The organism is Micromonospora okii (genome assembly GCF_020884795.1).
GTDB lineage: Bacteria > Actinomycetota > Actinomycetes > Mycobacteriales > Micromonosporaceae > Micromonospora > Micromonospora okii.
Genome location: NZ_BBZF01000021.1, coordinates 244,141 through 258,968, shown reverse-complemented (window position 1 = coordinate 258,968; position 14,828 = coordinate 244,141). Strand labels below are relative to the sequence as shown.

At 76.2% G+C, this 14,828-nt stretch carries 1 protein-coding gene; it reads left to right on the top strand.

Annotation, left to right across the window (positions count from 1 at the left end):
* Positions 1-20: 20 nt before the first annotated feature.
* Positions 21-14,795, top strand: a complete 14,775-nt coding sequence (locus LPU43_RS20870; protein WP_306416157.1) for a type I polyketide synthase — start codon at positions 21-23, stop codon at positions 14,793-14,795.
* The last annotated feature ends 33 nt before the right edge of the window (positions 14,796-14,828 follow it).

Genomic DNA, 14,828 nt, shown 5'->3' with positions numbered 1-14,828 from the left:
AATTCGAAAGGACCCGCGGCATGGTGCGCGCCGATCTCATCAAGCCGCTGCCCGTCGTACTGCAGGAGAACGCGGCCCGTTCTCCCGACAAGGTGGCCTTCGCCGACGACCGGCGGGCGGTGACCTACGGCGACCTCGAGGCGCGGACGCGCCGGCTGGCCGGACACCTGGCGGGCCTCGGCGTCCGGCGCGGGGACCGGGTGGCCATCTGCCTGGGCAACACGGTGGCCGCCGTGGAGTCCTGCCTCGCCATCGTGCGCGCGGGCGGCGTCGGGGTGCCGCTCAACCCCGCCTCGTCGCTGCCCGAACTGGAGTACCTGCTGGCCGACAGCGGCGCCACGGTGGTCGTCACCGACGCCGCGCGGGCCGACCGGCTCCCGTCCGCGCCGCAGCTCACGCTGCTGGTCACGGGCGACGGCCCGATCCCGGCCGGGGCCCACCCGTACGACGAACTGGCCGTGCGCGAGCCGGCCCGGCCCGCCCGCGACGACCTCGGCCTCGACGACGTGGCCTGGATGTTCTACACGTCCGGCACGACCGGCCGGCCCAAGGGCGTCCTGTCGACGCAGCGCAACTGCCTCTGGTCCGTCGCCTCGTGCTACGTGCCGATCCCCGGGCTGACCGAGCGGGACCGGGTGCTCTGGCCCCTCCCGCTGTTCCACAGCCTCTCGCACATCGCGTGCGTCCTCTCCGTCACCGTGGTCGGCGCCACCGCCCGGATCATGGACGGCAGCTCGACGCAGGACGTGCTCAGGGCCCTCCGCGAGGAGGCACCGACCTTCCTGGCCGGCGTGCCCACGACGTACCACCACCTGGTGCAGGCCGCCCGGCAGGCCGAGTTCACCGCGCCGAGCCTGCGGATCGGCCTGGCCGGGGGAGCGGTCCTCGGCTCCGGCCTGCGCCGGGACTTCGAGCAGCTCTTCGGGATTCCACTGATCGACGCCTACGGCAGCACCGAGACGTGCGGGGCCATCACCATGAACCCGCCCGACGGGGCCCGCGTCGACGGCTCCTGCGGCCTGCCCGTGCCGGGCGTCGACGTCCGCATCGTCGACCCCGCCACCGGGGAGGACGCCCCGGTCGGCGCGGAGGGGGAGGTGTGGGTCCGGGGGCCGAACGTCATGGTCGGCTACCACGACAGCCCCGAGGCGACCGCCGCGGCGATCCCCGACGGCTGGTTCCGCACCGGCGACCTGGCCCGGCGCGACGACGCCGGCTACCTCACCATCTGCGGCCGGATCAAGGAACTCGTCATCCGGGGCGGCGAGAACATCCACCCCGCCGAGGTGGAGGCGGTGCTGCGCGCCGTACCGGGCGTCGCCGACGCGGCGGTGGCCGGCGCGCCGCACGACACGCTCGGCGAGGTGCCGGTCGCGTACGTGATCCCCGGCCCCGACGGGTTCGACGTTCAGGCCCTGCTGGCCCGGTGCCGCGAGCAGCTCTCCGCCTACAAGGTGCCCGAACGGGTCCACGAGGTCGAGAGCATCCCCCGGACCGCGTCGGGCAAGATCCGCCGCAACCTCCTGGCCGACCAGCCCGGTCGGCTCGTGTACGCGGCGACCGAGTACCACGACGCCCTCACGCCCCCCGACGAGCCCGACCCGGCCGTCGCGGCGGCGCTGGCCGACCGACTCTCCGGGCTGACCGAGCGCGACCGCACGGCGCTGCTGGAGGAGCTGGTCCGCACGCAGGCCGCCGCCGTGCTCGGCCGCCCGGGACCGGATTCGCTCCCCGCCGACCGCGCCTTCCGCGACCTGGGCCTCACCTCGGCGGCCGTCGTCGAGCTGCGCAACCGGCTGACGGCGAGCACCGGGCTGCGGCTGCCCACCACCGTCGTCTTCGACCACCCCACCCCGGCGGCTCTGGCGGCCCGCCTGCGGGCCGACCTCCTCGGCGACGCCGGGCCGGACGCCGAGCCGGTCCCGGCGGCGGACCCCGACGAGCCCATCGCGATCGTCGGCATGGCCTGCCGGCTGCCCGGCGGCGTGGCGGGGCCCGACGACCTGTGGCGGCTCGTGGCCGACGGGGTCGACGCGGTCTCCGACTTCCCCGACGACCGGGGCTGGGACCTGGACCGCCTCTTCGACCCGGACCCCGGGCGCGCCGGCACCTCGTACACCGACCAGGGCGGCTTCCTGCGCGACGCCGGGATGTTCGACGCCGCGCTGTTCGGGATCTCGCCGCGCGAGGCCCTGGCGATGGACCCGCAGCAGCGGTTGCTGCTGGAGACCTCGTGGGAGGCGCTGGAGCGCGCCGGCATCGCCCCGCTGTCGCTGAGGGGCACCGACGTCGGGGTCTTCACCGGCGTGTTCGGCCACGGCTACGGCGTCGGCGCGGACGCGCCGGAGCTGGAGGGCTTCGGAAGCACGGGGTCGGCGTCGAGCGTGGCGTCGGGCCGGGTGTCGTACGTGTTCGGCCTGGAGGGGCCGGCGGTGACCGTGGACACGGCGTGCTCGTCGTCGCTGGTGGCGGTGCACCTGGCCGCGCAGGCGCTGCGGTCCGGCGAGTGCTCGATGGCGCTGGCCGGCGGCGCGACCGTGATGGCCACCCCCGGGACGTTCCTGGAGTTCTCCCGGCAACGGGCGCTCGCCCCCGACGGGCGGTGCAAGGCGTTCTCGTCCACCGCCGACGGGACGGGCTGGGCCGAGGGCGCGGGCGTCGTCGTGCTGGAGCGGCTGTCGGTGGCCCGCGAGCGCGGGCACCGCGTCCTCGCCGTGCTGCGGGGCAGCGCGATCAACCAGGACGGCGCGTCCAACGGCCTGACCGCGCCGAACGGCAGGGCCCAGCAGCGGGTGATCCGCCGGGCGCTCGCCGCCGCCGGCCTGACGGCGGCCGACGTGGACGCGGTCGAGGCGCACGGCACGGGCACGGTGCTGGGCGACCCGATCGAGGCGCAGGCGTTGTTGGCGACGTACGGGCGGGGGCGGGATTCGGGGCGGCCGTTGTGGTTGGGGTCGTTGAAGTCGAACATCGGGCACACGCAGGCGGCGGCGGGTGTGGCCGGTGTGATCAAGATGGTGCAGGCGTTGCGGCACGGGGTGCTGCCGGCGACTCTGCACGTCGACGCGCCCACGCCGGAGGTGGACTGGTCGGCCGGCGCGGTGGAGCTGCTGACCGAGGCGCGCGAATGGGCGCGTGACGGCCGGCCGCGTCGGGCGGGGGTGTCGTCGTTCGGGGCGAGCGGGACGAACGCCCACGTGATCATCGAGGAGGCGCCCGAGGAACCCGCCGCCGAGGACGCCGTGCCCCCGGGCGTGGTGCCGCTGGTGGTGTCGGCGGGGACCGCCGCGTCCCGGGCCGCGCAGGCGAGCCGCCTCGCGGCGTTCCTCGACGCCGACGCGCCCCTGGCTCAGGTGGCCGGGGCGCTGGTGTCGGGCCGGGCGGTGCTCGGCGAGCGGGCCGTGGTGGTCGCGGCCTCACGCGAGGAGGCCCTGACCGGGCTGGGCGCGCTGGCCGGCGGCGGGACCGCGCCGGGGGTGGTGACCGGCAGCGTGGACGCGCCGGGACGGGTGGTGTGGGTGTTCCCGGGTCAGGGCTCGCAGTGGGTCGGCATGGGTCGGGAGCTGCTGGACTCGTCGCCGGTGTTCGCGGCGCGGATCGCCGAGTGCGCCGAGGCGCTGGGGCCGTGGATCGACTGGTCGCTGGTGGACGTGTTGCGCGGTGAGGTGGATCTGCTGGACCGGGTGGATGTGGTGCAGCCGGCGAGTTTCGCGGTGATGGTGGGTTTGGCGGCGGTGTGGTCGTCGGTGGGTGTGCGGCCGGATGCGGTGGTGGGTCACTCGCAGGGTGAGATCGCGGCGGCGTGCGTGGCCGGCGCGTTGTCCCTGGACGACGCGGCGCGGGTGGTGGCGTTGCGGAGTCGGGCCATCGCGGCGACGTTGTCGGGTCGCGGCGGCATGGCGTCGGTGGCGTTGTCCGAGGAGGACGTGGCCCCCCGGTTGGAACCCTGGGCGGGCCGGGTCGAGGTGGCGGCCGTGAACGGGCCGTCGTCGGTGGTGATCGCGGGCGACGCCGAGGCGTTGGACGAGGCCCTGGACGTCCTGGCGGGCCAGGGTGCGCGGGTGCGGCGGGTCGCCGTGGACTACGCCTCCCACAGCCGGCACGTCGAGGACATCCGCGACACCCTCGCCGAGGCGCTGGCCGGGGTCGAGGCGCGGGCGCCCCGCGTGCCGTTCTACTCCACGGTGGCGGGGGAGTGGGTCGCGGACGCCGGGGTGGTCGACGGTGGGTACTGGTATCGGAACCTGCGCAGTCGGGTGGGGTTCGGGCCGGCGGTGGCGGATCTCGCGCGCCAGGGTTTCGGGGTGTTCGTGGAGGTCAGCGCCCATCCGGTGCTGGTGCAGTCGATCGCCGAGGTCGGTCAGGTGGTGGCGACGGGTTCGCTGCGCCGCGACGACGGTGGGCTGCGGCGGTTGCTGCTGTCGATGGCGGAGCTGTTCGTGCGGGGCGTCGCCGTCGACTGGGCCGCGCTCCTGCCGCCGGTGTCCGCGCGGGTCGACCTGCCGACGTACGCCTTCGACCGCCAGCACTACTGGCTCCTACCCACCCGGTCCGCGACGGACGCCGCGTCGCTGGGACAGGCCGCGGCCGACCACCCCCTGCTGGGCGCGGTCGTCAGCCTGCCGAACTCGGCTGGATTCACCGCCACGTCGCGGTGGTCGCCGCGCTCGCAGCCCTGGCTCGCCGACCACGCCGTGGCCGACGCCGTCCTCGTGCCGAACGCGACCCTGGTCGAGGTGGCCATCCGGCTCGGCGACCTGGCCGCCACCCCCGTCCTCGCCGAGCTGACCGTCGACGCGCCCGTGGTGCTGCCCCGCAGCGGCGGCCGGGACATCCAGGCCGTCGTCGGCGAACCCGACGGGACGCGCCGCCGTGCCGTCGACATCTACTCCCGCGCCACGGACGCCCCCCTGGACGCGCCGTGGACGCGCCACGCGCACGGCACGCTGGCCCCCGCCACCCCTGCGGCCACCCCCGCCGACGCCGGGGCCGCCGCGACCGACGTCGGCCTGGACGACGCCGCCTCCCGCGACGCCGACCGCTACGGGCTGCATCCCGCGCTGCTCGACGCCGCCGCCCGCACCGTCGTCCCCGACGGCACGCTGCCGTCCGTGTGGACCGGGGTGACCCTCCTGGCGTCGGGCGCCACCGCGCTGCGGGTGCGGCCCGGCGCGACGTCGGAGCGGGGCACCGCCCTGGCGCTGACCGACCCCACGGGGCGGCCCGTCATGACCGTCGACGCGGTCCTCGGCACGCCGTTCTCCCCGGAGCAGGCGGGGATCGGCGGCGCGCTGCCGCACGACGCCCTGTTCCGCGTCGAGTGGGCCCCGCTGCCGCTGCCCACCGTGGAGCGCGCCCTCGACATCGTGCCCGTCGCCACCGCCGGGGACGTCGCCGCGTCGGCCGCCGCCGCTCCCGACGTCCTGCTGTACGAGGCCGTCGCCGCAGACCCCCGCGCCTCGGTCGACGCCGCCCTGGCCCTGCTCCAGGCGTGGCTCGGGGAACCGGCCCTGGCGGCCACCCGGCTGGCCGTCGTCACCGGGGACAGCGACGAACTCGCCGCCGCCGCCGTGTGGGGCCTGGTGCGCTCGGCGCAGTCCGAGCACCCGGGCCGGATCGTGCTGGTCGACCTCGACGACGCCGCCCGCCCCGCGCTGCCCGCCGCGCTGGGCAGCGGCGAGCCGCAGCTCCGCCTGCGCGGCGGCGTCGCGGCGGTGCCGCGCCTGGCCCGCGCCGTGCCCGACGTCGCGGGGGAGCGCCGCCCGCTCGACCCCGACGGCACCGTGCTGATCACCGGCGGCACCGGCACGCTCGGCGCGACGACCGCGCGGCACCTCGTCGCCGCGCACGGCGTCCGGCACCTGGTCCTGGTCAGCCGCCGGGGCCACGCCCCGGAGCTGCGCGACGAGCTGACCGCGATGGGGGCGTCCGTCACCGTCACTGCCTGCGACACGGCAGACCGCGCCCAGCTCGAGGCCGTCCTGGCCGCCGTTCCGGCCGCCCACCCGCTCACCGCCGTGGTGCACACCGCCGGCGTCCTCGACGACGGGGTGCTCACCGAACTGACCCCGGAGCGCGTCGACACCGTGCTGCGGCCGAAGGTGGACGCGGCGCTGCACCTGCACGAACTCACCCGGGGCCTGGACCTCGCCGCGTTCGTGCTCTTCTCCAGCGCGGCGGGCGTGCTGGGCAACCCCGGGCAGGGCAACTACGCGGCGGCCAACGCCTGCCTCGACGCGCTCGCGCGGCAGCGGCACCGCCTCGGCCTCCCCGCCGTCTCGCTCGCCTGGGGCTACTGGTCGACGGTCAGCGCCATGACCCGGCACCTGGGCGCCGCCGACCTGCGCCGCAACCGGCGTACGGGCATGACGGGCCTGGCCGCCGCCGAGGGCATGGCCCTCCTCGACGCCACCCTGACCGCCGCCGACACGTTCGTGGCGGCGAAGCTCGACGTGCCCGCCCTGCGGGCGGCAGCGGCGGCCGGCGAGCCCGTCGCCCCCCTGCTGCGTGGCCTGGCCCCGACGCCGCGTCCGGCGGCCGCCGGCGCGCCCGGCCCCGCCCCGCTCGCCGAGCGCCTCGCCGCCCTCGCCGACGCCGAGCGCGCCGAGGCCGTGCTCGACCTGGTGCGGCGGCACGCCGCCGAGGTGCTCGGGCACGCCTCCGCCGACGCAGTCCACCCCGGCAGGAGCTTCAAGGACGCCGGGTTCGACTCGTTGACCGCCGTGGAGCTGCGCAACCGGCTCTCCGCCGCGACCGGGCTCACCCTCTCCCCGACGATGGTCTTCGACTACCCGAAGCCGGCGGCGCTCGCCGAGCACCTGCGCGCCCTGCTCCTCGGCGGCCCGGCCCGCCGCGCGGCCGAGCCCGCCGCCCCCGCCGCGACGCCCGACGAGCCCATCGCGATCGTGGCGATGGCCTGCCGCTTCCCCGCCGGGGTGCGCAGCCCGGAGGACCTGTGGCGGGTGGTGGCCGAGGAGATCGACGCCGTCACCGAGTTCCCCCGCGACCGGGGCTGGGACACCGAGCGGCTCTACCACGCCGACCCCGACCACGCCGGCACCACGTACGTGCGCCACGGCGCCTTCCTCGACGACGCCGCCGGGTTCGACGCCGCCTTCTTCGGCATCTCGCCCAACGAGGCCCTCGCGATGGACCCGCAGCAGCGGCTGCTGCTGGAGACGTCGTGGGAGACGTTCGAGCGGGCCGCGATCGACCCCACGACCCTCGCCGGCGAGGACGTCGGCGTCTTCGTCGGCGTCAACAGCCACGACTACAGCATGCGCACCCACCGGGCGTCCGGCGTCGAGGGCTTCCGCCTCACCGGAAGCTCCGGCAGCGTCATCTCCGGCCGCGTCGCCTACCACTTCGGCTTCGAGGGTCCCGCCATCACGGTCGACACCGCCTGCTCCTCGTCGCTCGTGGCGCTGCACATGGCCGCGCAGGCGCTGAACCGGGGCGAGTGCACGATGGCGCTGGCCGGCGGCGTGATGGTGATGGGCACCGTCGAGACCTTCGTCGAGTTCTCCCGGCAGCGCGGGCTGGCCCCCGACGGCCGGTGCAAGGCGTTCGCGGACGGCGCGGACGGCACCGGCTGGTCCGAGGGCGTCGGCGTGCTGCTGCTGGAGCGGCTGTCGGAGGCCCGCCGCCGGGGCCACCAGGTGCTCGCCGTGGTGCGGGGCTCGGCCGTGAACTCCGACGGCGCGTCCAACGGCCTCACCGCGCCGAACGGCCCGTCGCAGCAGCGGGTCATCCGCCGGGCGCTGGCCGCCGCCGGGCTCGACGCGGCCGACGTGGACGCCGTGGAGGCGCACGGCACGGGCACCACGCTCGGCGACCCGATCGAGGCGCAGGCGCTGCTCGCGACGTACGGGCAGGAGCGGCCCGCCGACCGGCCGCTGTGGCTGGGATCGGTGAAGTCGAACATCGGGCACACGCAGGCGGCGGCGGGCGTCGCGGGCGTGATCAAGATGGTCATGGCCATGCGGTACGGCCTCCTGCCGCGCACCCTGCACGTCGACCGCCCGTCGTCCGCCGTGGACTGGTCGGCCGGCGCGGTGGCGCTGCTGACCGAGGCCCGCGACTGGCCGGAGACCGACCGGCCCCGCCGGGCCGGGGTGTCCTCGTTCGGCATCGGCGGTACCAACGCCCACGTCGTCCTCGAAGCGGCCCCCGAGCCGGCGACCCCGGTCCCCGGGTCGGAGACCGCCGCCCCCGGGCCGGAGACCGTCGAGCCGGAGCCGGAGTCGGCCCGCTTCCCGGTGCCGGTGCTCGTGTCGGCGCGGACCCGCGCCGGGCTGCGCGGCCAGGCGGGCCGGCTCGCCCGGTTCCTCGACGAGCGGCCCGACGTGCGCCTCGCCGACGCCGCCCACGCCCTCGCCACCGCCCGCGCCCACCTCGACCACCGCGCGGTCGTCCTCGCGTCCGACCGGGAACGGCTCCGCGCCGACCTCGACGCCGTCGAGCGGGGCGCGGAGAGCCCCGCCGTCGTCTCCGGCACCCCGGTCACGGGCCGGCTGGCCATCCTCTTCACCGGTCAGGGCAGCCAGTGGGCCGGCATGGGACGCGAACTCGCCGAGACGTTCCCGGTCTTCCGCGACGCGTTCGCCGCCGCCTGCGCCGCCGTGGACGCCCACCTGGACGGGCACGCGGCGCGCCCGCTGCGCGACGTGGTGCTCTCGCCCGACGGCGAACTGCTCGACCAGACCATGTACACGCAGGGCGCCCTGTTCGCCCTGGAGACGGCGCTGTTCCGGCTCGTCGAGTCCTGGGGCGTGCGCCCCGACCTCCTCGCCGGCCACTCGATCGGGGAGATCACCGCCGCGCACGTCGCCGGGGTGCTGGGCCTGGCGGAGGCGGCCAGGCTGGTCGCCGCGCGGGGCCGGCTGATGCAGGCCCTGCCGCCGGGCGGCGCGATGGTCGCCGTCCAGGCGACCGAGGCCGAGGTCGCGCCCCTGCTCGCCCGCGCCGACGGGGTGGTCTGCGTCGCGGCGGTCAACGGCCCCGACGCGGTGGTGCTCTCCGGCGACGCCGACGCGGTGCTCGCCGCCGCCGGGGAGCTGGCCGGCCGGGGCCGCAAGACGAAGCGGCTGCCGGTCAGCCACGCCTTCCACTCGCCGCTCATGGCACCCGTGCTCGACGAGTTCCGCGCCGTCGCGGCGGAGCTGTCGTTCCGGCCCGCCGCCCTGCCCGTCGTCTCCACGCTCACCGGCGCCCTCGCCGAGGACGGGCAGCTCGGCACGCCCGACTACTGGGTCGACCAGGCGCGCGGCGCGGTCCGGTTCGGCGACGCCGTCACCTCGCTGAGCGGGCACGGCGCGACGACGTTCCTGGAGCTGGGCCCGGGCGGGGCCCTCGCCGCGGCGGCGCTCGCCGTGCTCGGCGGGCCCGAACAGAGCTGCGTCGCCACCCTGCGCAGGCACGGCGCGGAGACCACCGACCTGGTGACCGCGCTCGCGGGGCTGCACGTCCGGGGCGTGGCCGTCGACTGGGCGGCCCTGCTCGGCCGGCGGGCCGCCGCGGTGGGTGCCGAGCTGCCCACGTACGCGTTTCAGCACCAGCGGTACTGGGTCGACGCCGACGACGATCCCGCCCCGGGCGGCGGGTCGACGGAGCCGGTCGCCGGGTCGCCGCAGCCCGTCTCCGGGTCGCCGGCCGCGCCGGTCGCCCGGCGCGTGGTGCCGGGCGGCGAGGCGACCGGTGACGCGATCGTCGACCGGCTGGCCGGGAAGGCGGTCGCCGAGCAGCTCCGCGTCCTGATGGAGCTGGTCCGGGAGAGCACCGCCGTCGTCCTCGGTCATCGCGGGTCGGACGGGATCGACGAGGAGCAGCCCTTCAAGACCCTCGGGTTCGACTCGCTGAGCGCCGTCAAGCTCCGCAACCGCCTGCGGGACTTCACGGGCATCGACCTGCCCAGCACCCTGGTCTTCGACTACCCGACGCCCGCCCTGCTCACCGCCCACCTGCGGGCCGAACTGCTCGGCGAGCGACCGGCGGAGCCCGCGCCGACGGCGACGGTCGCCGCCTCCGACGAACCCATCGCGATCGTCGCGATGAGCACCCGGCTGCCCGGCGGCGTGGACAGCCCCGAGGAGCTGTGGAACCTGCTGCTGGAGGGGCGCGACGCGGTCTCCGGCTTCCCGCTCGACCGGGGCTGGGACCTGGACGGGCTCTACCACCCGGACCCGGCCAACCCGGGCACGAGCTACACCCGCTCGGGCGGGTTCCTGTACGACGCCGCGCAGTTCGACGCCGCGCTGTTCGGGATCTCGCCGCGCGAGGCCCTGGCGATGGATCCGCAGCAGCGGTTGCTGCTGGAGACCTCGTGGGAGGCGCTGGAGCGGGCGGGCATCGATCCGCTCTCCGTCCGGGGCGCCGACATCGGGGTCTTCACCGGAATCGTCCACCACGACTACGTGACCCGGCTCCGCCAGGTGCCCGACGAGGTCCAGGGCTACGTCATGACCGGCACGGCGTCGAGCGTGGCGTCGGGCCGGGTGTCGTACGTGTTCGGCTTCGAGGGGCCGGCGGTGACCGTGGACACGGCGTGCTCGTCGTCGCTGGTGGCGATGCACCTCGCGGCGCAGGCGCTGCGGTCCGGCGAGTGCTCGATGGCGCTGGCCGGGGGCGCGACCGTGATGGCCAGCCCGGACGCCTTCGTCGAGTTCGCCCGGCAGCGGGGGCTCTCCGCCGACGGGCGCTGCAAGGCGTACGCCGACGGCGCGGACGGCACCGGCTGGGCCGAGGGCGTCGGCGTGGTGCTCCTCGAACGGCTGTCGGCCGCGCGGGAGCGGGGACACCCGGTGCTGGCCGTGCTGCGCGGCTCGGCCGTGAACCAGGACGGCGCGTCCAACGGCCTCACCGCCCCGAACGGCCCGTCGCAGCAGCGGGTGATCCGCAGCGCGCTGGCGAACGCCGGTCTCTCCCCGGCCGACGTGGACGCCGTGGAGGGGCACGGCACCGGAACGGCCCTCGGCGACCCGATCGAGGCGCAGGCGTTGTTGGCGACGTATGGGCGGGGGCGGGATTCGGGGCGGCCGTTGTGGTTGGGGTCGTTGAAGTCGAACATCGGGCACACGCAGGCGGCGGCGGGTGTGGCCGGTGTGATCAAGATGGTGCAGGCGTTGCGGCACGGGGTGCTGCCGGCGACGCTGCACGTCGCCACCCCGACGGCGCAGGTGGACTGGTCGTCGGGTGCGGTGGAGGTGTTGACCGAGGCGCGTGAGTGGCCGGGCGGCGATCGGCCGCGTCGGGCGGCGGTGTCGTCGTTCGGGGCGAGCGGGACGAACGCCCACGTGATCATCGAGGAGGCGCCGCTCGACGAGGCCGCGCCGGCCCCGGCGGAACCCGTGCCCGCCGGCGTCGTGCCCCTCGTGGTGTCGGCGCGCAGCGGCGGGGCACTGGCCGGGCAGGCCGGACGGCTGGCCGCGTACCTCAAGAACTCCGACGAGGTGCCGCTCGCGGCGGTGGCCGGGGCGCTGGTGTCGGGCCGGGCGGCGCTCGCCGAGCGGGCCGTGGTGGTCGCCGGCTCGGCCGACGAGGCGCTGACCGGCCTGGGCGCGCTGGCGCGCGGCGAGAACACCCCCGCCCTCGTCAGGGGCAGCGTGGACGCGCCGGGACGGGTGGTGTGGGTGTTCCCGGGTCAGGGCTCGCAGTGGGTCGGCATGGGTCGGGAGCTGCTGGACTCGTCGCCGGTGTTCGCGGCGCGGATCGCCGAGTGCGCCGAGGCGCTGGGGCCGTGGATCGACTGGTCGCTGGTGGACGTGCTGCGCGGTGAGGTGGACCTGCTGGACCGGGTGGACGTGGTGCAGCCGGCGAGTTTCGCGGTGATGGTGGGCTTGGCGGCGGTGTGGTCGTCGGTGGGTGTGCGGCCGGATGCGGTGGTGGGTCACTCGCAGGGGGAGATCGCGGCGGCGTGCGTGGCCGGCGCGTTGTCCCTGGACGACGCGGCGCGGGTGGTGGCGTTGCGGAGTCGGGCCATCGCGGGGACGCTGTCGGGTCGCGGTGGGATGGCGTCGGTGGCGTTGTCCGAGGAGGACGTGGCCCCCCGGTTGGAAACCTGGGCGGGCCGGGTCGAGGTGGCGGCCGTGAACGGGCCGTCGTCGGTGGTGATCGCCGGTGACGCCGAGGCGTTGGACGAGGCCCTGAGCGCGTTGGAGGGCCAGGGCGCGCGGGTCCGGCGCGTGGCCGTGGACTACGCCTCGCACAGCCGGCACGTCGAGGACCTCCGCGACACCCTGGCGGAGACGCTGGCGGGGATCTCCGCATCGGCGCCCGAGGTGCCGTTCTACTCCACGGTGACGGGGGAGTGGGTCGCGGACGTTGGGGTGGTCGACGGGGGCTACTGGTATCGGAACCTGCGCAGTCGGGTGGGGTTCGGGCCGGCGGTGGCGGCCCTGGCCGGTCAGGGTTTCGGGGTGTTCGTGGAGGTCAGCGCCCATCCGGTGCTGGTGCAGTCGATCGCCGAGGTCGGTCAGGTGGTGGCGACGGGTTCGCTGCGCCGCGACGACGGTGGGCTGCGGCGGCTGTTGCTGTCGATGGCGGAGCTGTTCGTGCGGGGCGTCGCCGTGGACTGGGCCGCGCTCCTGCCGCCGGTGTCGGCGCGGGTCGACCTGCCCACGTACGCCTTCGACCGCCAGCACTACTGGCTGCACGAGGCCGACGCGACCACCGACCCGGACGGCGAGGGCGCGGACTCCGACTTCTGGGCCGCCGTCGAGCACGCCGACCTGGACTCCCTCGCCGCGCTGCTGGGGACGGCCGCGACCGACCAGCGCGCCGCCCTGGACACCCTCGTCCCCGTGCTCGCGGACTGGCGGGAGAAGCGCCGCGAGAGCTCGACCGCCGAGAAGCTGCGCTACCACGTCACCTGGCAGCCGCTCGACCGCGAGGTGACCGGCGTGCCCGGCGGGCGATGGCTCGTCGTCGTGCCCTCGACGCGGCAGGACGACGCCCTCCTCGCCGAGCTGGCCGAACAGGGGCTCGGCATGGTCCTGCTGGAGGTCGGCGACGAGGACCGCAGCCGGGAACGACTCGCCGAACGGCTGACCGACGTCCTGGCGACGCACGACCTGACCGGCGTGCTCTCCCTGCTCGCCCTGGACGGGCGTACCCAGGACCCGACCGTGGTCGCGGCCACGACGCTCACGCTCGTCCAGGCCCTCGGCGACGGTAACGCCACCGCACCGCTGTGGTGCGTGACCCGGGGCGCGGTGAACATCGGCATCCAGGACGCCCTCACCGCACCCGCCCAGGCGGCGGTGTGGGGCCTGGGTCGCGCCGTCGCGCTGGAGCGCCCCGACCGGTGGGGCGGCCTGGTGGACCTGCCCGCGACGAGCGACCCCCGCACCGCCCAGTACCTGCTCGGCGTGCTCAACGGCGCCGCCGGCGAGGACCAGATCGCGGTCCGCCGGTCCGGCGTCTACGGCAGGCGGCTGGCCCGCAAGCCCGCGCCGGAGCCGGCGGGCGACAGCGGTTGGACCCCCCGGGGCACCGTCCTGGTCACCGGCGGTGCCGAGGGGCTCGGCCGGCACGCCTCGATCTGGCTCGCGCACTCCGGCGCCGAACGACTCGTCGTCACCACCACCGCCCACGCGCCCGGCGACAGCGTGGCGGAGCTGCGCGCCGAGCTGGCCGGGCTCGGCCTCGACACCGCCGTGGAGTCCTGCGCCGACGGCGACCGGGACGCGCTCGCCGCGCTGCTCACCGCGACGCCCCCGGAGCAGCCGCTCACGGCCGTCGTGCACGCCGCCGACATCACGCAGACCAGCTCCGTGGACGACACCGGCGAACGGGATCTCGCCGGAGTGTTCGCGGTCAAGGTCGACACCGCGATGTGGCTCGACGAGCTGTTCGAGGACACCCCGCTCGACGCGTTCGTGGTGTTCTCGTCCATCGCCGGCGTCTGGGGCGGCGGCGGCCAGGGCCCGTCCGGTGCGGCGAACTCGGTGCTCGACGCCCTCGTCGAGTGGCGTCGCGCCCGGGGCCTGCGGGCCACCTCGATCGGGTGGGGCGCGCTGGACGAGGTCGGCGTGGGCATGGACGAGGCCGCGCTGGCCCAGCTCCGCCGCCGGGGCGTCCTGCCGATCGCGCCCCCGCTGGCGGTGACCGCGATGGTGCAGGCGGTGCGGGGCAACGAGAAGTTCGTGGCCGTGGTCGACATGGACTGGGGGGCCTTCATCCCCGCCTTCACCTCGGTCCGCCCCAGCCCGCTCTTCGCCGACCTGCCCGAGGCGAAGGCCGCCCTGGCGGCGTCGCAGCCCGACGGCGAGAACGGCGACACCGCCGCGTCCCTCGCCGACTCCCTGCGGGCGGTCTCCGACAGCGAGCAGAACCGCATCCTGCTCCGGCTGGTCCGGGGGCACGCCTCGACCGTCCTCGGCCACGGCGGCGCGGAGGGCATCGGCCCGCGCCAGGCGTTCCAGGAGGTCGGCTTCGACTCGCTGGCCGCCGTCAACCTCCGCAACAGCCTGCACGCGGCCACCGGGCTGCGCCTGCCCGCCACGCTGATCTTCGACTATCCCACGCCGGAGGCGCTGGTCGGCTACCTGCGCGCCGAGCTTCTCCGGGAGCCCGAGGACGACCTGGCCGGCCGCGAGGACGACCTGCGCCGGGCCCTCGCGTCCGTGCCGATCGCCCGGTTCAAAGAGGCCGGCGTGCTGGAGACCCTGCTCGGCCTGGCCGACGCGGACGGGGCCGCGCCGCAGGCGTCACCACCCGCGGCGGCGGACGACGCGGAACTGATCGACGAACTGGACATCGCCGGGCTCGTGCAACGGGCCCTGGGCAGCGCGAGCTGACCACCAATGGTGAACGAATCGTGGAGGATGACA

What these genes read in the sequence shown, in the direction of transcription:
- LPU43_RS20870 (WP_306416157.1), top strand. Translation starts at nt 21, where the DNA reads ATGGTGCGCGCCGATCTCATCAAGCCGCTGCCCGTCGTACTGCAGGAG.